Source organism: Streptomyces sp. NPDC059785, from assembly GCF_042732375.1.
GTDB lineage: Bacteria > Actinomycetota > Actinomycetes > Streptomycetales > Streptomycetaceae > Streptomyces.
The window spans coordinates 88856-109801 of sequence record NZ_JBHWHV010000015.1; the positions used below are offsets into that span (position 1 = coordinate 88856).

16 protein-coding genes and 1 tRNA gene are annotated in these 20946 nt (G+C 70.9%); 15 read left to right on the top strand and 2 right to left on the bottom strand.

Going from position 1 to position 20946, the window contains the following annotated elements; genetic code table 11:
- Window positions 1–210: 210 nt before the first annotated feature.
- On the bottom strand, window positions 211–1593 hold the full coding sequence (locus tag ACFV6E_RS14465; protein ID WP_385461756.1) for an IS1380 family transposase: 1383 nt from the start codon (window positions 1591–1593) through the stop codon (window positions 211–213).
- 851 nt (window positions 1594–2444) lie between these two features.
- Window positions 2445–2516, bottom strand: a tRNA-Arg gene (locus tag ACFV6E_RS14470).
- 298 nt (window positions 2517–2814) lie between these two features.
- Here ACFV6E_RS14470 and ACFV6E_RS14475 point away from each other — a divergent pair.
- The 15 genes from ACFV6E_RS14475 (at window position 2815) to glyA (ending at window position 20882) form a co-directional block, all read left to right on the top strand.
- Entirely contained in the window at window positions 2815–3405 is a 591-nt protein-coding gene (locus ACFV6E_RS14475) for a response regulator (protein ID WP_385461758.1), read from the top strand.
- Between the two features lie 87 nt (window positions 3406–3492).
- Window positions 3493–4581, top strand: coding sequence for an ArgS-related anticodon-binding protein NrtL (gene nrtL, locus ACFV6E_RS14480; protein ID WP_385461762.1), 1089 nt, complete (start codon window positions 3493–3495; stop codon window positions 4579–4581).
- Between the two features lie 94 nt (window positions 4582–4675).
- A complete protein-coding gene (lysA, locus tag ACFV6E_RS14485) occupies window positions 4676–6067 on the top strand; it encodes a diaminopimelate decarboxylase (RefSeq protein WP_385461765.1) in 1392 nt (463 codons plus the stop codon).
- A 149-nt stretch (window positions 6068–6216) separates the two neighbouring features.
- Window positions 6217–7518 (top strand): homoserine dehydrogenase, encoded by a 1302-nt coding sequence (locus ACFV6E_RS14490; RefSeq protein ID WP_385165771.1) that lies wholly within the window; start codon window positions 6217–6219, stop codon window positions 7516–7518.
- 6 nt (window positions 7519–7524) lie between these two features.
- Window positions 7525–8583 carry a threonine synthase gene (thrC, locus tag ACFV6E_RS14495; protein WP_385165773.1) on the top strand — a complete coding sequence of 353 codons (1059 nt, stop codon included), beginning with the start codon at window positions 7525–7527 and terminating at the stop codon, window positions 8581–8583.
- 314 nt (window positions 8584–8897) lie between these two features.
- Window positions 8898–9830 (top strand): homoserine kinase, encoded by a 933-nt coding sequence (thrB, locus tag ACFV6E_RS14500; RefSeq protein WP_385461768.1) that lies wholly within the window; start codon window positions 8898–8900, stop codon window positions 9828–9830.
- A gap of 392 nt (window positions 9831–10222) precedes the next feature.
- Window positions 10223–12262 carry a transcription termination factor Rho gene (gene rho / locus ACFV6E_RS14505; protein WP_385461771.1) on the top strand — a complete coding sequence of 680 codons (2040 nt, stop codon included), beginning with the start codon at window positions 10223–10225 and terminating at the stop codon, window positions 12260–12262.
- A gap of 242 nt (window positions 12263–12504) precedes the next feature.
- Entirely contained in the window at window positions 12505–14298 is a 1794-nt protein-coding gene (locus tag ACFV6E_RS14510) for a trypsin-like serine protease (RefSeq protein ID WP_385461774.1), read from the top strand.
- A 221-nt stretch (window positions 14299–14519) separates the two neighbouring features.
- Window positions 14520–15641 (top strand): LCP family protein, encoded by a 1122-nt coding sequence (locus ACFV6E_RS14515; RefSeq protein WP_385173681.1) that lies wholly within the window; start codon window positions 14520–14522, stop codon window positions 15639–15641.
- A gap of 158 nt (window positions 15642–15799) precedes the next feature.
- Window positions 15800–16021: a 50S ribosomal protein L31 gene (rpmE, locus tag ACFV6E_RS14520; protein ID WP_385173684.1), complete on the top strand. Its 222-nt coding sequence runs from the start codon at window positions 15800–15802 to the stop codon at window positions 16019–16021.
- 175 nt (window positions 16022–16196) lie between these two features.
- Entirely contained in the window at window positions 16197–17273 is a 1077-nt protein-coding gene (gene prfA, locus ACFV6E_RS14525; protein WP_385173687.1) for a peptide chain release factor 1, read from the top strand.
- A 49-nt stretch (window positions 17274–17322) separates the two neighbouring features.
- Window positions 17323–18168 (top strand): peptide chain release factor N(5)-glutamine methyltransferase, encoded by an 846-nt coding sequence (gene prmC / locus ACFV6E_RS14530; protein ID WP_385173690.1) that lies wholly within the window; start codon window positions 17323–17325, stop codon window positions 18166–18168.
- A gap of 56 nt (window positions 18169–18224) precedes the next feature.
- Window positions 18225–18872, top strand: coding sequence for an L-threonylcarbamoyladenylate synthase (locus ACFV6E_RS14535; RefSeq protein WP_385173693.1), 648 nt, complete (start codon window positions 18225–18227; stop codon window positions 18870–18872).
- Complete coding sequence (locus ACFV6E_RS14540) at window positions 18869–19543, top strand: protein-tyrosine-phosphatase (RefSeq protein WP_385173696.1); 675 nt, start codon at window positions 18869–18871, stop codon at window positions 19541–19543. The genes ACFV6E_RS14535 and ACFV6E_RS14540 overlap by 4 nt, the downstream gene beginning before the upstream one ends.
- Before the next feature lie 91 nt (window positions 19544–19634).
- Window positions 19635–20882 (top strand): serine hydroxymethyltransferase, encoded by a 1248-nt coding sequence (glyA, locus tag ACFV6E_RS14545; RefSeq protein ID WP_385461777.1) that lies wholly within the window; start codon window positions 19635–19637, stop codon window positions 20880–20882.
- The last annotated feature ends 64 nt before the right edge of the window (window positions 20883–20946 follow it).

Consider the following 20946-nt stretch of genomic DNA (forward strand, 5'->3'; position numbering starts at 1 on the left):
CCGCAACTTGTGGTTGTGTCAGGTCATCCAACCACTAGCCTCGATCCTTCATGAGGGGCCGTCAGCTTGCTGACGGGTCCTTTGTGGTGAGTGCTGGTGGAAGTTTTCGAAGTCCGGGCAGGTTGAGCGCCCGACTGTCGCGCCGGGTGTGCGCCGGGTTCCACGTCACCGGCCGGAAGGGTCCTGCTCGTAGGGACGGGACGCTGCTGGTCAGCCGGGGTTCGGCAATGCGTCGAGCCGTGTCAGAGCGTTCTCGATCAGATCCGTCCACGGCCAGTGCGCCGCGAGATGGAGGAAGCGGCGGCGGCCGGTGGTGACGAGCTGGGCGGCGGCGGAGAACAGCCGCAGTCGCAGGCGGCGGGGCTCCCACCGCCGGGCGGCACCGGTCAGCGCGAGCATCGGCATCCCGGCCAGCAGGTCCAGGGCGATCTGTACGATCTCCAGCCAGATCTGGTTCTGGGCGGTGCCGTGCAGGGGCAGGTTGCGCAGGCCGGTGGCGCGGGCGGCGCGGATGCGGTCCTCGGCGCGGGCCCGCTGGCGGTGCCGCAGCTCCAGCTCGGCGATCGGATGGTTGCTTGTGTTGGTGGCGAAGCAGGTCAGCCGCATCCCGTCGGCGTCGGTGAAGCGCAACTGGGCGCCGGGGTGCGGCCGTTCCTTCCGGACGATCAACCGCATGCCCGTGGGCCAGCCGGCCAGGCAGTCGCTGCCGGCGTCGATCTCGGCGATCCAGGCGCCGTCACGGATCTCGCCGTCGGGTTCCACGGCCGGCGTCCAGGCCGAGGCCGGGATCTTCAAGACGGCCTGGTGGATGGCGTCGGTGATGGTCATGCCGACCGAGTACGACAGCCACCGCCCGCGCCGGGCGAGCCAGGCGACGAACTCGTGAGTGCCGCCGCCGGAGTCGGTGCGGATCAGCGTCCGGCGCCCCCGCCGGAGCCGTTTCGGCAGCTGGGCCAGGGCCAGCCTGGTGGCCTCGATGTGGTCGGCGGCGGTGTTGGAGCCCGCGTTGCCGGGCCGCAGCAGGCCCACGACCGGCTCGCCGGACCCGCCGCGGCCGTGGTCGACGAACCCCATCAACGGGTGATGCCCGAAGGTCTTCTTCCAGGTCGCGGCGGCGTCCTGCTTCTCGGAGTGCGCCAGGACCAGGACCCCGTCGATGTCCACGATCACCTGCCCGCCCGCATCCGGCGCCGCCTCCCCGGCCAGCCGCCAGACGCGTTCGCGCACCTCGGCGCGGGCGGTGCGGAGCGCGGCCAGGGCCCGCTTGCCGCCTGCCGCGAGCGTGCTGATGAGGCGGGAGACCGTGGGGTCGGAGGCCACCGGTCCGAACACGGCCGGCTCGGCCCGCAGCAGTCCGACATCGGCCAGGCAGTCCCCGCCCAGCGCGACCGCGAGCGCCACATCCAGCAGGACCTTGCCCGGGTCGTGCACCGCCCGGGCTTTGCGCCACGGCTCGAGCGCCGTCGATACCGCCGCGTCCAGACCGGCCTTGCGGACCGTCTCGACCAGCAGCACCGCGCCGGCCTGCGAGACGACCCCGCGACCGCCGCCCCCGACGCGGACGTGCGGGTAGGACCCGATACGCTTCTTCACCTGGAAAGTGCCTCCGGCGGTGGCGGGAACAAGGACCTCGACAATCCTCATTCTCGCTGGTCAGAGGCACTTTCTGCTTTCCTGATCACCAGCCGGACAGCCCGCCTCGTGAAAGCGCGAGGCTAGATATGGGGATAACTGTGAACCTTGCAGGCTACCGGCAGTCACTGACAGTGGTTGGCGTAGCGGCTTGGAGGGATGGCCGTGGCCCCGTGAGATTTTTGCGCGTTGGGCGGTCTGTAGACCTACCTGTTTCACTCACCACTCACCCGAGCTCCCATCCCGTACGCCGTCGACCCACACGCCTGCTCGGCTATGCTTGGGTCGACGGCGTACGGGTTGGGAGCACGACGCGTGCCAGTACGGACCCGCGGTCGGGAACGGTGCCCCTTCCGCCCCGGTGCCGGCCGAGCCCCCGCCGGAGGCATCGTTCTGACCGTGCCCGCTCCCATGCGGCATTCGGCTTATGGCATTCAGCTCGTTGACGTGCGCCCGGGCCGCGCGCGGGGAGCGAAGCGAGCCGCCCTGACGGCCGCCAGGACATCGCTAATCACCGGGTCGCCAAACTTCTCGGGGAGGACGACGACCAGGAGGACGGGCACCTTGACGAAAATTGATCCGGATACACCCGCGGCGCACCCCCACGAGGCATGATGGCCCCTGGACTCCAGTCCGGGGACTTCGGCGTTTACTCGCCCTGACCTGCGGTTTCCTGCCCCGCGGCCAGTCCACGCATAGTCCATAGCGCCCGATATGCGCTCGCTCGAAGTGGCATACGCCTACACATACGCGAAGACCCCGGCCTCAGCGTTTTCCGCTGGTGACGGGGTCTTTGGGCACCTCACATTGGGTGCCCCCGGCAGGATTCGAACCTGCGCACACGGCTCCGGAGGCCGTTGCTCTATCCCCTGAGCTACGGGGGCGTGTCGGCCGGTTTGCGCGGCGACGGGTAGAACACTACCAGCTCATGAGGGGGTGCCATGAACGGGTTTCCGTGGGGCCGCCGCGAGGGCGACCGTGGGGGGTCCATGGTTGCCCAGGCGGTCGCCGGAACCGTCCCCAGGCGGTCGCTGGGGCGGTCCTCAGGTGGTCGCCGGGACGGTCCCCAGACGGTCCCGACGCGACCCCGACACAGGCCCCACCCCGCCGTCGCCCCGCCCCCCGCCAGCCCCCCGCCCCCCGTACGTGGCAGAAGTAGGGAAAACCCGGACGCGGCCACCGGTGCCGACCTACTCTCGAGTTGTGCCAGGCGCGTCCGGCCGGGTTCTTGTTGTGGACGACAACAAGGTCATCCGGCAGCTGATCAGGGTCAATCTCGAGCTGGAGGGCATCGAGGTCGTGACCGCGGCCGACGGTGCCGAGTGTCTGGATGTCGTGCATCAGGTTCGACCCGATGTCGTCACCCTCGACGTGGTCATGCCCCGTCTCGACGGTCTGCGGACCGCCGCCCGCCTCCGTGCCGACGCCCGGACCCGGGACCTTCCCCTCGTCATCGTCAGCGCCTGCACCGCGTACGAGGTCGAGAGCGGTCTCGACGTCGGGGTCGACGCCTTCCTCGCCAAGCCCTTCGAGCCCGCCGAACTCGTCGACCTGGTACGGAACTTGATGGAGCGCGAGCGCGAGCGCCAGCGCCAGCACCAGCGCGATACGGAGCGGGACAGGAGCCTCGGTGGTGACGCGGAGGACGGCTCTCTCCCGATCAACGGCAGCCACGCCTTCGGCCGGAATCAACGCCCCGATCGACCCGACCGTCCCGAGCGGCCCGAGCATCCAGGGCACAGCACCACCAACGCCGGCCCGCCTCTCGCATAGAGAGTGACCCCCGGTCCCCGTCCACATACCGGACCCGCCGGTAAACCGGCTCGCCTACCCACCCCCCTCCTCCCATACGCTTGTCCCGTGACACCCGTCGAGCTCTCCCGCACCGTGCTGAGCGCGGTGCGTCGTGCTGTGGACGACGGGGAGCTGAGCGTGGCCGTGCCCGCACGGGCCGTCGTGACGGAGCCCGGGCCCGGCGGGTGCGGGGACTACGCCACCAACATCGCCCTCCAGCTCGCGCGGCCCGCCGGACGGCCCCCGTTGCAGGTCGCCGAGATCCTGCGGCCCCGGCTCACCCCTGCCGAAGGGGTCGCCGGCGTCGAGATCACCGGGCCCGGCTTCCTCAACATCAGCCTCGACCAGCGGGCCTCCGACCGCGCCGCCGCCCTCGTCCGCGAGATCCGCGCCGGGGCCTACGGGCACGGCGACGCCCTCGCGGGAGACGTCGTACGGCTCCGGATTCCGTACGAGGTCCGTGCCGAGGTCGTCGCCGACGCGCTCGTACGCATCCTCGCCACCCAAGGCGCCCGCGGTGAGATCCAGCACATCCAGCACATCCAGCACATCCAGCACGGCGGGTACAGCGAAAGGGGCGGCACCGCCACCGACGCCGACGCCCACCACTCAGGCAGCACCGGCACCGGCCTCACCCCCCAAGTCGTCACCCTCCGCCCCACCCCCGCCCCCGAAGACCCCACCCCCCTCGGCCCCGACGCCGCCCGCTGGGCACTGCTGCATCCCGCCGCGCACGACCGGCCCCGCGTCACCGCCGATCATCTGCTCCAGCGCGCCGCCAACCCCCTCTTCCGGGTCCGTTACGCGCACGCCCGAGCCCGCGCGCTCACCCGTAACGCCGCTCAGCTCGGCTTCTCCGCCGTCCCCGGTTCCGTGGGCGCCACCGACGCCCCCGCCGACGGCCTCCTCCGCGCCCTCGCCGCCCACCCCCCGGCCCTCCGCGCCGCCGCCACGCACCGCGCGCCCGACCGGCTCGCGCGGCAGCTCGTCACCGTCGCCGACGCGTTGCTCGCCTTCCAGCACACCGTGCTGCCCATGGGCGAGGAGAAACCCTCGGCCGTCCACCGTGCCCGGCTCGCGCTCGCCGAAGCCGCCGGGACGGTGCTCGCCGACGGCCTGTCCCTGCTCGGCATCAGCGCACCCGACCACCTCTGATCTCCGATCTCTGATTCCGATCCCTGATTCCGATCTCTGATCTCTGATCTCCCATTTTTGAATCCTCGATCTTCTGCGAGAAAGTCCTTCCGACATGAGCCGTTCCGCACACCCCGCCGGGCCCCGTCACGCCGACGTCCTCCCCGAGGGGCACTACAGCGCGCCGCCCGCCGACCTCAACGCCCTCGATCCGAAGGTCTGGGCCCATACCGTCAGCCGCAGCGAGGACGGAGCCGTGCGCGTCGGCGGTGTCGACGTCGCGCGGCTCGCCGAGGAGTTCGGCACGCCCGCTTATTTCCTCGACGAGGCCGACTTCCGGGCCCGTGCGCGGGCCTGGCGCGACGCCTTCGGGTACGACGCCGACGTGTTCTACGCCGGCAAGGCGTTCCTCTCCCGGGCCGTCGTGCGGTGGCTCAAGGAGGAGGGGCTCAATCTGGATGTCTGTTCCGGGGGCGAGCTGGCCACCGCCCTTTCCGCTGGTATGCCCGCCGAGCGGATCGCCTTCCACGGGAACAACAAGTCCACCGGGGAGATCCGCCGGGCCGTCGAGGCCGGGGTCGGGCGGATCGTGCTCGACTCCTTCCAGGAGATCGTGCGCGTCGCCCACATCGCGCAGGAGCTGGGCACGCGGCAGCGGGTGCAGATCCGGGTCACGGTCGGCGTCGAGGCGCACACGCACGAGTTCATCGCCACCGCGCACGAGGACCAGAAGTTCGGCATCGCGCTCGCGGACGGGCAGGCCGCCGAGGCCGTACGGCGCGCGCTCACCCTCGACGGGCTCGAACTCATCGGCATCCACAGCCACATCGGGTCGCAGATCTTCGACATGGCCGGGTTCGAGGTCGCCGCGCGGCGTGTGGTGAAGCTGCTCGCCGAAATCCGGGACGAGCACGGGGTTGAACTGCCTGAAATTGACCTCGGTGGCGGGCTCGGTATCGCCTACACCAGCGACGACGACCCCCGTGAGCCGCACGAGATCGCCAAGGCGCTCGGGGAGATCGTGACGCGGGAGTGCGAGGCCGCCGGGCTGCGGACGCCGCGCCTCTCCGTGGAGCCGGGGCGCGCCATCGTCGGGCCCACGGTCTTCACGCTGTACGAGGTCGGCACGATCAAGCCGCTCGAAGGGCTGCGGACGTACGTCTCCGTCGACGGCGGTATGTCCGACAACATCCGCACCGCGCTCTACGACGCCGAGTACAGCGTCACCCTCGCCTCGCGCGCGAGCGACGCCGAACCCATGCTGGCCCGCGTCGTCGGCAAGCACTGCGAAAGCGGGGACATCGTCGTCAAGGACGCCTTTCTGCCCTCCGACCTGGCGCCCGGTGACCTCATCGCGGTTCCGGCGACCGGCGCGTACTGCCGTTCCATGGCCAGTAACTACAACCACGCGCTGCGCCCGCCCGTCGTCGCGGTGGCCGACGGCGAGGCCCGCGTGATCGTGCGGCGCGAGACGGAGGAGGACCTGCTCCGGCTCGACGTCGGCTGAACCGGCAAACCCGGGGGCTGTGAAGATCTTCCTGTACAGCGCCACCATAGAAATGAAATAGATGTCTCACGATCCGGACGACGGGCAGAAACGGCGGACCGGTGGGTGAGACTGGTTGCACCGTAGACGGTATGAGGAAACGAGGTCGGATGATGCGTACGCGTCCGCTGAAGGTGGCGCTGCTGGGCTGTGGGGTCGTCGGCTCAGAGGTGGCGCGCATCATGACGACGCACGCCGACGACCTCGCGGCCAGGATCGGGGCGCCCGTCGAACTGGCGGGCGTCGCGGTGCGGCGGCCGTCCAAGGTGCGCGAGGGCATCGACCCCGCGCTCGTCACCACCGACGCGACCGCGCTGGTCAAACGCGGTGACATCGACGTGGTCGTCGAGGTCATCGGCGGCATCGAGCCCGCCCGTACGCTCATCACCACCGCGTTCGAGCACGGCGCGTCCGTCGTCTCCGCCAACAAGGCGCTGCTCGCCCAGGACGGGGCCGCGCTGCACGCCGCCGCCGAGGAGCACGGCCGCGACCTGTACTACGAGGCGGCCGTCGCCGGTGCCATCCCGCTGATCCGGCCGCTGCGCGAGTCCCTCGCCGGCGACAAGGTCAATAGGGTCCTGGGGATCGTCAACGGCACGACCAATTTCATTCTCGATGCGATGGACACCACGGGTGCCGGGTATCAGGAAGCGCTCGACGAGGCCACCGCGCTCGGGTACGCGGAGGCCGATCCCACCGCCGACGTCGAAGGGTTCGACGCCGCCGCCAAGGCCGCCATCCTCGCCGGGATCGCCTTCCACACGCGCGTGCGCCTCGACGACGTCTACCGCGAGGGCATGACCGAGGTCACCGCCGCCGACTTCGCCTCGGCGAAGGCGATGGGCTGCACCATCAAGCTGCTCGCCATCTGCGAGCGGGCCGCGGACGGCGGGTCCGTCACCGCGCGCGTGCACCCCGCGATGATCCCGCTGACTCATCCGCTGGCCTCGGTACGGGGCGCGTACAACGCCGTCTTCGTCGAGTCGGACGCGGCCGGGCAGCTCATGTTCTACGGGCCCGGCGCGGGCGGCGCGCCGACCGCCTCCGCCGTCCTCGGCGACCTCGTCGCCGTCTGCCGCAACGCGATCGGCGGTGCCAAGGGCCCCGGCGAGTCCGCGTACGCGCAGCTGCCCGTCTCGCCCATGGGCGAGGTCGTCACGCGCTACCACATCAGCCTCGACGTGGCCGACAAACCGGGTGTGCTCGCCCAGGTCGCCACCGTCTTCGCGGAGCACGACGTGTCGATCGACACCGTGCGCCAGCAGAGCAGGCAAGACGGAGACGGCGAGGCCGCCCTCGTCGTCGTCACCCATCGTGCGTCCGACGCCTCCCTGAGCGGGGTCGTCGAGGCGTTGCGCAGCCTCGACACCGTGCGGGGTGTCGCCAGCATCATGCGGGTTGAAGGAGAGTAACGAGCAATGACCCACCAGTGGCGCGGAATCATCGAGGAGTACCGGGACCGGCTTCCGGTCTCCGACAGCACGCAGGTCGTGACGCTCCGTGAGGGCGGTACGCCGCTCGTGCCCGCGCAGGTGCTCTCCGAGCGCACCGGCTGCGAGGTCCACCTCAAGGTGGAGGGGGCCAACCCGACCGGCTCCTTCAAGGACCGCGGCATGACCATGGCGATCACGCGGGCCAAGGAGGAGGGCGCCAAGGCCGTCATCTGCGCCTCCACCGGCAACACCTCCGCCTCCGCGGCGGCCTACGCCGTACGCGCCGGGATGGTCTCCGCCGTCCTGGTCCCGCAGGGCAAGATCGCGCTCGGCAAGATGGGCCAGGCCCTGGTGCACGGGGCGAAGATCCTCCAGGTCGACGGCAACTTCGACGACTGCCTGACGCTCGCCCGCTCGCTGTCGGACAACTACCCGGTCGCGCTGGTCAATTCCGTTAACCCGGTGCGCATCGAGGGCCAGAAGACGGCCGCGTTCGAGATCGTGGACATGCTCGGCGACGCGCCCGACATCCACGTCCTGCCGGTGGGCAACGCGGGCAACATCACGGCGTACTGGAAGGGCTACAAGGAGTACGCCGCCGACGGGATCGCGGGGAAGACGCCCCGGATGTGGGGTTTCCAGGCGTCCGGGTCCGCGCCCATCGTGCGCGGCGAGGTCGTCAAGGACCCCTCGACCATCGCCACCGCGATCCGCATCGGCAACCCGGCGTCCTGGAACTACGCGCTGGCCGCGCGGGACGAGTCGGGCGGCTTCATCGACGAGGTGACGGACCGTGAGATCCTGCGCGCCTACCGGCTGTTGGCCTCGCAGGAGGGTGTCTTCGTCGAGCCCGCGTCGGCCGCGTCCGTGGCCGGACTGCTGAAGGCCGCCGAGCAGGGCAAGGTCGACCCCGGCCAGCGGATCGTGTGCACGGTGACCGGAAACGGGCTCAAGGACCCCGACTGGGCCGTCGCCGGCGCCCCGCAGCCGGTCACCGTCCCGGTGGACGCGGTCACCGCCGCCGAGCGGCTGGGCCTGGCGTAAGCCGTCGGATCCGCCCGTCACCTGGGCGGATCCGGTCGGACGCGGTCAACCGCGGGCGCACCCGACAGTGGGTGCACAGGGGGCCTACGACACGCATCGTGCGCCTCCTGTGCGCCCTATGTCGCCACAGAACCTTCCTTCGATAGGCTGTAGTGAACCCGCCCGCCGCATATGCCGCGGTGCTGCGCCGTCGTAGCGACCTGCGGGCATTCCGCACGTCGAGCAGATACGTCGGGCAGGTCTTGCAGTTCTCGGAAACCTCGCAGTTCTTGGAAATCTCGCAGAAATCGCAGCTCAAGGAGAGTCATCAAGCGATGGCCGGTCCAGCGTTCCGTGCCGCCGCCGTCCGGGTGCGCGTCCCCGCCACCAGTGCCAACCTCGGCCCGGGCTTCGACGCCCTCGGCCTGTCACTGGGGCTTTACGACGACGTGGTCGTCCGGGTGGCCGACTCAGGGCTGCACATCGACATCGCGGGCGAGGGCAGCGAGACCCTTCCGCGCGACGAGAACCACCTGCTCGTACGCTCCCTGCGCACCGCCTTCGACCTGCTGGGCGGACAGCCGCGCGGCCTCGAGATCGTCTGCGCCAACCGCATCCCGCACGGCCGCGGCCTCGGCTCCTCCTCCGCCGCCATCTGCGCCGGCATCGTCGCGGCGCGCGCGGTGACCATAGGCGGTGACACCCGGCTCGACGACACGGCGCTGCTGGAGCTCGCCACCGAGATCGAGGGCCACCCCGACAACGTCGCCGCCTGTCTCCTCGGCGGTTTCACCCTGTCCTGGATGGAGAGCGGCGCCGCGCGGGCGATCAGGATGGATCCCGCCGATTCCGTCGTTCCGGTGGTCTTCGTGCCGGGCAGGCCGGTCCTCACCGAGACCGCGCGCGGCCTGCTGCCGCGCACCGTGCCGCACGTCGACGCCGCCGCCAACGCGGGCCGCGCCGCACTGCTCGTCGAGGCCCTGACCAGGCGCCCCGAGCTGCTGCTGCCCGCCACCGAGGACCGTCTGCACCAGGACTACCGCGCGCCGGCGATGCCGGAGAGCGCGGCCCTGGTGGAGCGGCTGCGGGCCGACGGCGTGTCCGCGGTGATCTCCGGCGCCGGACCGACGGTGCTGGCGCTGGCCGACGAGGCCAGCGCGGACAAGGTCGCCCACCTGGCGGGCGAGGGCTGGGCCGCCAACCGGCTCGACCTCGACGCACAGGGGGCCTGCGTGCTGCCGCTCGCGCCGGTGAGCGTCGATCAGTAGCCACGGTTGCCGGATTTCGAGAGGGGGAATGTTTGTTGGATCCGGTAGTGTTAACCTCAAGTCTGCACCCGACCCCGCCATGGCGAGGTGCTTCGTGTCCCCGTCCGGGACAACCATTCTTCCGGGAGCCTCCCAAGCCACCCTGTGTATCGCACCCCGTGCGACGGCACTGAGCGGTTTGCCGAGCACGCTCCGGAACCGGCGTGACCGAGCCGAGTGACACAGGCACGACAGTGCCGCGGGTTCGGGGCAGCGCCATCACCAGAAATCTCTTCCGCCGCTTTGGCGGACCACCGCCCCGGCACGGTCCACTCAAGACAGGACCAAAGCCGGACAGCACAACCGGTCGCCGAGCCAGACAGGCCGACGTCCGCTCCAGGGAAGGACCCTTCGTGAGCGACACCACCGATCTGATGGGCGCACGTGTCGAGGAGACCGCTGCCGCGCCCGCCACGGACGCCTCCGCGCCTGCCACCGGTGCCGGCTCCCGGCGGCGCCGTGGTACCGGCCTCGAGGGCATGGTGCTGGCCGAGCTGCAGCAGGTCGCATCCGGCCTCGGAATCAGGGGCACCGCGCGTATGCGCAAGAGCCAGCTGATCGAGGTCATCAAGGAGGCGCAGGCCGGAGGGGGTGCCCCGGCGAAGACCGCCGACGCCGCCGAGACCAAGCCCAAGCGCCGGGCCACCTCCAAGGCCCGTACGGGCGAGGAGGCCGCGCCGGCCGCGAAGGCCGCCGAGAAGCCCGCTGACAAGGCCGAGAAGGCCGCCGAGAAGGCCGTCGCCCAGCAGCAGATCGACATCCCCGGCCAGCCGGCCAACGACGAGGCGCCCGCGGGCGAGCGTCGCCGGCGCCGGGCCACCGCCGAGGCGGGCAGCCCCGAGACGGTCGCAGCCGAGGCGAAGGGCGAGCCCAAGGCCGAGGCGTTGGTCGAGTCGCGCGGCGACGGCGACGGCTCCTCCGAGGGCCGTCAGGGCCGGCGTGACCGGCGTGACCGCGACCGGGACCGCGGCGGACGCGACCGCGGTGACCGCGGTGACCGTGGTGGCCGCGGCAAGGGCGACGACCAGCAGGGCGGCCAGGGCGGTGGCCAGCAGCGGCAGGACCGTCAGGACCGTCAGCAGCAGGGCGGCGGCCGGCAGGACCGGCAGGACCGGCAGCGCGACAACGGCCCGCAGGACGACTTCGACGACGAGTCGGGCGGCCGTCGTGGCCGCCGCGGGCGCTACCGCGACCGCCGTGGCCGCCGTGGCCGCGAGGACTTCGCGAACGAGCCGCAGCTCGCCGACGACGATGTCCTGATCCCCGTCGCGGGCATCCTCGACATCCTCGACAACTACGCGTTCATCCGCACCTCGGGCTACCTCCCGGGCCCGAACGACGTGTACGTCTCGCTCGCCCAGGTCCGCAAGAACGGCCTGCGCAAGGGCGACCACGTCACCGGTGCGGTGCGCCAGCCCAAGGAGGGCGAGCGCCGCGAGAAGTTCAACGCGCTGGTGCGGCTGGACTCCGTCAACGGCATGGCGCCCGAACACGGCCGCGGCCGCCCGGAGTTCAACAAGCTGACGCCGCTGTACCCGCAGGACCGGCTCCGTCTGGAGACCGACCCGGGCGTGCTGACCACGCGGATCATCGACCTCGTGTCGCCGATCGGCAAGGGCCAGCGCGGTCTGATCGTGGCCCCGCCGAAGACCGGCAAGACCATGATCATGCAGGCGGTCGCCAACGCGATCACGCACAACAACCCCGAGTGCCACCTGATGGTCGTCCTGGTCGACGAGCGTCCGGAAGAGGTCACCGACATGCAGCGGTCGGTCAAGGGCGAGGTCATCTCCTCGACCTTCGACCGCCCGGCCGAGGACCACACCACCGTCGCCGAGCTGGCCATCGAGCGCGCGAAGCGCCTGGTGGAGCTGGGCCACGACGTGGTCGTGCTGCTCGACTCGATCACGCGTCTGGGCCGTGCGTACAACCTCGCCGCCCCGGCCTCCGGCCGCATCCTGTCCGGTGGTGTCGACTCCACGGCGCTGTACCCGCCCAAGCGCTTCTTCGGCGCCGCGCGCAACATCGAGGACGGCGGTTCGCTGACCATTCTCGCCACCGCGCTCGTCGACACCGGGTCCCGCATGGACGAGGTGATCTTCGAGGAGTTCAAGGGCACCGGCAACATGGAGCTCAAGCTCGACCGCAAGCTCGCCGACAAGCGCATCTTCCCGGCCGTCGACGTCGACGCGTCCGGTACGCGCAAGGAGGAGATCCTGCTCGGCGGCGAGGAGCTGGCCATCGTCTGGAAGCTGCGCCGGGTGCTGCACGCGCTCGACCAGCAGCAGGCCATCGAGCTGCTGCTCGACAAGATGAAGCAGACGAAGTCGAACGCCGAGTTCCTGCTCCAGATCCAGAAGACGACGCCGTCGCCGGGCAACGGCAACGACTGAGGTCAGTACCACAGGCACCACTGAGGGCCGCCCCCGACACGCGAGTGACGGGGGCGGCCCTTTGTTGTGTACAAAGCAGGGTACGATCACGGCCTCTGATCTGTGCCGAGGGTATGGATGCCCCGTGTTCGTTCTGTGACCGGCGCGCGCCCTCGGCCTCTCGACTCTTGACTCGTGGGGGGACTTGAGTGGGTACCGAACTGTCTGGCAGCGGCCGGCACAGACGCCGGATACGCATAGCCGTGCCCGTCGCCGCGGCCTCGCTGGCGGCCGCCGTCGCCGGGGCGCTGCTGGTGTCGACCGCGGACGCGGCCACCGCGCTGCCGACACCGACCCGGCAGCCGGCCAAGACCGCGCCGACGCTCGCCGAGCTGAAGGCGCGCGTCGCGGGCGCCGCCGCCGGTGACGACACCGCGGGGCGGACGACGGGCAAGAAGGCCTCGCTCAGCGCCGCCACGACGGGTACGACGGGTACGGCGGGTACGACAGGTGCGACGGGCACCACGGCCGCCTCGCGCATCGACCCGAAGATCATCGGTGGTACGACGACCACCATCTCCACGGCACCGTGGATGGCCCAGCTCTGGTACTACGACGACAAGGGCACCAGCGCCGAGACCGACGACACCGGCTTCTTCTGCGGCGGCGCGGTCATCTCACCGACGAAGATCCTCACCGCCGCGCACTGCGTCGACGGCTACGACTGGTACGCCAACGGCGCCGTCGTCACCGGCACGTCGATCCTCGCGACCGGTGACGACCTGCACGGCGGCACCGTCTCCGGCGTCTGGCGCCAGTGGGACAACCCGTCGTACAAGGCGTCGACGATCGACAACGACATCGCCGTCCTGACGCTGCCGAACCCCGTCACCGCCAAGCCCATCGCGATGACGGCGTCGGGCGACACCACCTCGTACAAGGCCGGTACCAAGGCCACCGTGTACGGCTGGGGCCGCACCAGCTCCACCAGCGAGGACATCTCCGAGACGCTGAAGAAGGCCACCCTTCCGATCCAGTCGGACAGCACCTGCTCCGGTGCGTGGGGCTCGTACTTCGTCAAGGGGCACATGGTGTGCGCGGGCGACCCGGCGTCCGGCAGCGACAGCGGCACCACCGCGACCTGCAACGGCGACTCCGGCGGCCCGCTGATCGTCGGCAACCGCATCGTCGGCGTCGTCTCCTGGGGCGTCGAGGACTGCGTCGAGGCGGGCACGTACAGCGTCTTCTCGAAGGTCACCAGCTACGCGGGCGTGACCTACCCGCGCGTCGACGACACCGACATCAGCGGTGACGGCAAGGCCGACCTGTGGCTGCGCAAGGACAGCAACGACATCGGCTACTCGATGGACTCCAAGGGCACCTCGTTCGCCACGCGGCAGTCCTGGGGAAGCTGGAAGGGCGTCAACTCCGTCCTCCAGACCGACCTGAACCGTGACGGCTACCAGGACCTGGTGTACCGGCGCAGCTCCGACGGCGACGTCTTCTGGACGCACTACGTGCCCGCGAGCGGCTCCTGGGCGACCAAGAAGATCTTCGACGACTGGAAGACCCGCACGCGCATCGTCACCCCCGGTGATGTCACCGGCGACGCCCTGCCCGATCTGCTCTCGGTCGACAAGTCCGGCGTGCTGTGGATCTACCCCGGCAAGGGCACCGGTTCCTTCTCGTCCCGGGTCAAGGTCGGCTCGGGCTGGAACACGTACAACTCGCTGCGCGGCCACGGCGACTTCACCGGGGACGGCCGCGCCGACCTCATCGCCCGCAGCAAGAGCGGCTCGTACATCTACCTGTACAAGGGCACCGGCAAAGCCGGCAGCGGGGCCTTCGCCAAGCGCGTCAAGGTCCGCACCTGGAGCGGCTACAACGCCTTCGACGCCCCGGGCGACGTGACCGGCGACGGCAAGGCCGACTTCCTGGCCCGCACCCCCGGCGGCACGCTCTACCTGTACAAGGGCACCGGCAAGGCGACCAGCGAGATCTTCGCCACACCGGTCAAGATCGGTACGGGTTACCAGCAGTACGACATTCTCGGCTAAAGACGCAGGTGGGCGCGGGCGACCGCGCCTCGGCCGTCACGCAGCGTGCCCACCGCCGTACGCGGTGGGCACGCTGCGTTGTGCAACCCTTTCCCGGGTTTCCCCGTCTGACGGTACGAGCGACCATGAAGAGATGCACTCTCCTTCGGTCGGCCGTCGCGGGGGAACGGGCCTGGCCCTGAAAACAGGGGGTAACAGACCGTACGAGGACTGAGGAGCACATGCCTGCCGAGAGCACGCCGGACCCCGGCACCACCGGCCCGCGCCACCGCGGCAAGGGACGCCGCCGCAAGGCCCGCGGCAAGGGACGCAAGGGCCTGCTCGTCGCGGCCTGGACGGCGGCGGGCATCGTCGTCCTGGGCGGTACGGGCGTCGGATACCTGTACCTGAAGCTCAACGGCAACATCAGCAGCGTCGACATCAACCAGGCGCTCGGCGACGACCGGCCCCTGAACGTCGACAACGGCTCCCAGGACATCCTGGTCCTCGGCTCCGACTCCCGCTCGGGCGGCAACAAGAAGCTCGGCGGCGGCAGCGACGACGGCTCCGCCCGCTCGGACACGGCGATGGTGCTGCACATATACAAGGGCCACAAGAAGGCGAGCGTGGTCTCCATACCGCGCGACACCCTCGTGGACCGGCCCGAGTGCACCGACACCGACGGCACCGTGCACGACGCCGCCTCCGGTGTCATGTTCAACTCCGCGTACTCCACCGGCGGCGCCGCCTGCGCCGTGAAGACGGTCGAGACCATGAGCGGCGTGCGCATGGACCACTACATCGAGGTCGACTTCAGCGGCTTCCAGAAGCTCATCGACGACCTCGGCGGCGTCGACGTCACCACCACCGAGGACATCTCCGACCCCGACAGCCACCTGAACCTGAAGGCCGGCCCGCACACCCTCGACGGCGAGCAGGCGCTCGGCCTGGTGCGCACCCGGCACGGCGTCGGCGACGGCTCCGACCTCGGCCGCATCCAGCTCCAGCAGGCGTTCATGAAGGCCCTGGTCGACCAGGTCAAGGACATCGGCGTGCTGACCAGCCCGAAGAAGCTGTACGACCTCGCCGACACCGCCACCAGGACCGTCACCACCGACTCCGAGCTGGGCTCGGTCAAGTCCCTCGCCTCCTTCGCGAGCGGCCTGAAGGGCATCAGCTCCTCGAAGATGACGATGGTGACGATGCCGGTGCAGTACGACTCCGCGAACGCCAACAGAGTCCTCGTCGACGAGACCAAGGCGCAGCAGGTCTGGGACGCCCTGAAGAACGACCGGGCGGTCCCGAAGTCGGCCACCGAGGGCACCGCGAGCGGTGACGCCAAGGGCGTCGTCGGCTCCGGCTGACCGGCCGGGGCGCACGTCGGAAAGAGCCGGGAATAGATCGTCCCGCCCCCCGGTTTTGGGGGATGCGCCCAGTCCTGGCAGACTGGTACGTCGGCTCCGGTTCACGCTCCCGCATCCCGCGGCGGCGACCCGGCGCCCTCCCGGAACTAGGAGACACCTTGAAGCGCGACATCCACCCCGAGTACGTCGAGACGCAGGTCAGCTGCACCTGTGGCGCGTCGTTCACCACCCGTAGCACGATCAACAGCGGCACCATCCGTGCCGAGGTCTGCTCCGAGTGCCACCCGTTCTACACGGGCAAGCAGAAGATCCTCGACACCGGTGGCCGTGTGGCCCGCTTCGAGGCCCGCTTCGGCAAGGCTGCCGCTGCCAACAAGTAGCGAGCCCCGAGCGCCGGTCTCCGGTCCCCCGAGCACGGGGGCACCGGGACCGGCGCTTTGCGGTGCAGCCCCTACCCCCCAGGTCCCCGGTACCCCCGCGGGCAGGGGGACCCCCTATGCCGTACCTACGTCCCCGCGCTCGGGCCGAGCGGGGGACAGCCCATTGGAGCCGGAGATGTTCGAGGCGGTCGAGGAACTCATCGGCGAGCACGCCGACCTGGAGAAGAAGCTCGCCGACCCGTCGGTCCACGCCGACCAGGCCAACGCGCGCAAGCTGAACAAGCGCTACGCGGAGCTGACCCCGATCGTCGCGACGTACCGCACCTGGAAGCAGACCGGGGACGACATCGAGACGGCGAAGGAGCTCGCCGCCGAAGAGCCCGACTTCGCCGCCGAGGTCAAGGACCTGGAGATCCAGCGGGACGAGCTCACCGAGAAGCTGCGCCTGCTGCTGGTCCCGCGCGACCCCAGCGACGACAAGGACGTGATCCTGGAGATCAAGGCGGGCGCGGGCGGCGACGAGTCCGCCCTGTTCGCCGGCGACCTGCTGCGCATGTACCTGCGCTACGCCGAGCGCGTCGGCTGGAAGACCGAGATCATCGACTCCACCGAGTCCGAGCTCGGCGGCTACAAGGACGTCCAGGTCGCCGTGAAGACCAAGGGCGGCCAGGGCGCCACCGAACCCGGGCAGGGCGTCTGGGCGCGGATGAAGTACGAGGGCGGCGTGCACCGCGTGCAGCGGGTGCCCTCCACCGAGTCGCAGGGCCGCATCCACACCTCCGCGGCCGGTGTGCTCGTCACGCCCGAGGCCGAGGAGGTCGACGTCGAGATCCACGCCAACGACCTGCGCATCGACGTCTACCGCTCCAGCGGACCCGGCGGCCAGTCGGTGAACACCACCGACTCCGCGGTGCGCATCACGCACCTCCCGACCGGTGTCGTCGCCTCCTGCCAGAACGAGAAGAGCCAGCTCCAGAACAAGGAGCAGGCGATGCGTATCCTGCGCTCCAGGCTGCTCGCGGCGGCCCAGGAGGAGGCGGAGCGGGAGGCCGCGGACGCCCGCCGCAGCCAGGTCCGCACCGTCGACCGCTCCGAGAAGATCCGCACGTACAACTTCCCGGAGAACCGCATCTCGGACCACCGCGTCGGCTTCAAGGCGTACAACCTGGACCAGGTGCTCGACGGCGACCTCGACGCCGTGATCCAGGCCTGCGTGGACGCCGACTCGGCCGCGAAGCTCGCCGCGGCGTAAAGCCCGTACCCCGAAGGCTCCCGACCCAGCTCAGCCCCGGAGGACCAGCGTGAACCTGCTGCTCGCGGAAGTGGCCCAGGCCACCCAGCGGCTGGCCGACGCCGGCGTGCCCTCGCCGCGCAACGACGCGGAGGAGCTCGCCGCCTTCGTGCACGGCGTGAAACGGGGTCAGCTGCACACGGTCAAGGACTCGGACTTCGACGCCCGCTACTGGGAGGTGACCGCGCGCCGCGAGGCCCGCGAACCGCTCCAGCACATCACCGGGCACGCCTACTTCCGCTACCTGGAGCTCCAGGTCGGTCCCGGCGTCTTCGTGCCCCGTCCGGAGACCGAGTCCGTCGTCGGCTGGGCCATAGACGCCGTGCGCGCCATGGACGTCGTGGAACCCCTGATCGTCGACCTGTGCACCGGCTCGGGCGCCATCGCGCTCGCCCTCGCCCAGGAGGTCCCGCGCTCCCGCGTGCACGCCGTGGAGCTGTCCGAGGACGCCCTGAGGTGGACGCGCAAGAACGTCGAGGGGTCCAGGGTGGAGCTGCGCCAGGGAGACGCCCTGGCGGCCTTCCCGGACCTCGACGGCCAGGTCGATCTGGTCATCTCCAACCCGCCGTACATCCCGCTCACCGAATGGGAGTACGTCGCTCCGGAGGCCCGGGACTACGATCCGGAACTCGCCCTGTTCTCCGGCGAGGACGGACTCGACCTCATCCGCGGCATAGAACGCACCGCGCACCGGCTGCTGCGGCCCGGCGGCGTCGTCGTCATCGAGCACGCCGACACGCAGGGCGGCCAGGTGCCGTGGATCTTCACCGAGGAACGGGGCTGGGCGGACGCTGCCGACCACCCCGACCTCAACAACCGGCCGCGCTTCGCGACCGCCCGCAAGGCGATGCCGTGACCGCGCGCATCCAGGGCACTTCAATCCAGCAGTACGTGTACGAGGAGGCTCGCTAAATGGCACGGCGATACGACACCAACGACGCGACCGACCGCACGACCGGTCTGCGTGAGGCCGCGTCCGCCGTCCGCCGTGGCGAGCTCGTGGTGCTGCCCACCGACACCGTCTACGGCATCGGCGCCGACGCCTTCAGCTCGGAGGCCGTCGGCGACCTCCTCGAAGCCAAGGGCCGGGGCCGCAACATGCCGAGCCCCGTCCTCATCGGCTCCCCGAACACGCTGCACGGCCTGGTCACGGACTTCTCCGAGATGGCCTGGGAGCTGGTCGACGCGTTCTGGCCGGGCGCCCTGACGCTCGTCGCCAAGCACCAGCCGTCCCTCCAGTGGGATCTGGGCGACACCCGGGGCACCGTCGCCGTGCGCATGCCGCTGCACCCGGTCGCCATCGAGCTGCTCACCGAGGTCGGGCCGATGGCCGTCTCCTCGGCGAACCTCACGGGCCACCCCTCGCCCGAGACCTGCGACGCCGCCCAGCAGATGCTCGGCGACTCCATCTCGGTCTACCTGGACGGCGGCCCCACCCCGGGCATCGTCCCCTCCTCGATCGTCGACGTGACCGGCAAGGTGCCCGTGCTGCTGCGCCAGGGCGCCCTGTCCGCCGAGGAGCTCCGCAAGGTCGTACCCGACCTCGAGGTGGCGAATTGACAGCCCCCAACGCGGGGCGTGGCATAGGTACGGGGATCACGGGCGCCGACGACTTCTCCGAGGAGCCTCCGGGATCCTTCCGCATCCTCCACGTCAGCACCGGCAACGTGTGCCGCTCGCCGATCACCGAGCGGCTGACCCGCCATGCCGTGGCGGACCGGCTCGGCGACCCCCTGTGGGGCGGACTGATCGTGGAGAGCGCGGGCACCTGGGGCCACGAGGGCGCCCCCATGGAGACCAACGCCGAGACCGTGCTCGCGGACTTCGGCGCGGACCCCTCGGGCTTCACCGGGCGCGAACTGCTCGACGAGCACGTCATCCGGGCCGACCTGGTGCTGACCGCCACCCGTGACCACCGCGCCCAGGTCATCTCCATGGGCCACTCGGCGGGCCTGCGCACCTTCACGCTGAAGGAGTTCACCCGGCTGGTGCGGGCCATAGACCCGGCGACGCTGCCGCCGCTGGAGGACGGGGTGGTCGCCCGCGCCCGGGCCCTGGTGCGCGCCGCGGCCGCGCTGCGTGGCTGGCTCCTCGCGCCCACCGCCGAGGCGGACGAGGTGTACGACCCCTACGGCGCCCCGCTGCCGTTCTTCCGCTCGGTGGGCGACGAGATCCACCAGGCCCTGGACCCGGTCGTCACGGCGCTCACGGGGGTTCCCGCCCGCACCTGACCGGGCTGCACGCCCGGACCCGGCACCGGGCGCCCCACCGGCCCCGGTCCTACATTGGACTCAGCGCACCCGCCGAGGTCCGGAGTCCACCATGCCGGTCACATCCACCCGCGAAGCGGACGTCCTGCGGCGCCAGGACCCCGAGCTCGCCGAGATCCTGTTCGGGGAGCTCGACCGGCAGTCGACGACGCTCCAGCTCATCGCCGCCGAGAACTTCACCTCGCCCGCCGTGCTCGCCGCCCTCGGCTCACCGCTCGCCAACAAGTACGCCGAGGGCTATCCCGGCGCCCGCCACCACGGCGGCTGCGAACTGGTCGACCTCGCCGAGCGCGCCGCCGTCGACCGCGCCAGGGCCCTCTTCGGCGCCGAGCACGCCAATGTGCAGTCCCACTCGGGCTCCTCCGCGGTCCTCGCCGCGTACGCCGCGCTGCTGCGGCCCGGCGACACCGTGCTCGCCATGGGCCTGCCGTTCGGCGGCCACCTCACGCACGGCTCGCCCGCGAACTTCTCCGGCCGCTGGTTCGACTTCGTCGGCTACGGGGTGGACGCGGAGACCGGGCTCATCGATTACGACCAGGTCCGCACCCTGGCCCGTACGCACCGTCCGAAGGCCGTGGTGTGCGGTTCCATCTCCTATCCGCGCCACATCGACCACGCGGCCTTCCGGGAGATCGCCGACGAGGTGGGCGCGTACCTCATCGCCGACGCCGCCCATCCGATCGGCCTGGTCGCCGGGGGAGCGGCGCCCAGCCCGGTGCCGTACGCCGACGTCGTCTGCGCCACCACCCACAAGGTGCTGCGCGGGCCGCGCGGCGGGATGCTGCTGTGCGGGAGCGAACTGGCCGAGCGCGTCGACCGGGCGGTCTTCCCGTTCACCCAGGGCGGCGCCCAGATGCACACCATCGCCGCGAAGGCCGTCGCGTTCGGCGAGGCGGCGACACCGGGCTTTCGCGCGTACGCCCGTCAGGTGGTCGCCAACGCCAGGGCGCTGGCCGCACAGCTGCGGGCGCGCGGGCTCGTCGTCACCACGGGCGGCACCGACACCCATCTGCTGACCGTCGATCCGGCGCCGTTCGGCGTCGAGGGCCGCGCCGCCCGGGGCCGGCTGGCCGCCGCGGGCCTGGTCATGGACGCCTGCGCGCTGCCGCACGGGGACGCCCGCGGGCTGCGCCTGGGCACGGCCGCCGTCACCACGCAGGGCATGGGCGAGCCGGAGATGGAGCGGATCGCCGCGCTGCTCGCGGAGGTTCTGGCGCAGGGGAGTCAGACGAAGCAGGTGCGTGAAGATGTGCGGGAGCTGACCGGCAGATTTCCGCCCTACCCGGCTAGACAGGGGTAGGCGGGGACGCGTGTACAGGCACACGTGCAACCATCGTCGCTACCCGGCAGTCTCCACTCGTATG

Bases quoted from the DNA above. Each gene is read 5' to 3' on its own strand.
- lysA (WP_385461765.1), top strand. From the start codon at position 4,676: ATGAGCCGTTCCGCACACCCCGCCGGGCCCCGTCACGCCGACGTCCTC.
- ACFV6E_RS14490 (WP_385165771.1), top strand. From the start codon at position 6,217: ATGATGCGTACGCGTCCGCTGAAGGTGGCGCTGCTGGGCTGTGGGGTC.
- thrC (WP_385165773.1), top strand. From the start codon at position 7,525: ATGACCCACCAGTGGCGCGGAATCATCGAGGAGTACCGGGACCGGCTT.
- thrB (WP_385461768.1), top strand. From the start codon at position 8,898: ATGGCCGGTCCAGCGTTCCGTGCCGCCGCCGTCCGGGTGCGCGTCCCC.
- ACFV6E_RS14515 (WP_385173681.1), top strand. From the start codon at position 14,520: ATGCCTGCCGAGAGCACGCCGGACCCCGGCACCACCGGCCCGCGCCAC.
- prfA (WP_385173687.1), top strand. From the start codon at position 16,197: ATGTTCGAGGCGGTCGAGGAACTCATCGGCGAGCACGCCGACCTGGAG.
- ACFV6E_RS14535 (WP_385173693.1), top strand. From the start codon at position 18,225: ATGGCACGGCGATACGACACCAACGACGCGACCGACCGCACGACCGGT.
- glyA (WP_385461777.1), top strand. From the start codon at position 19,635: ATGCCGGTCACATCCACCCGCGAAGCGGACGTCCTGCGGCGCCAGGAC.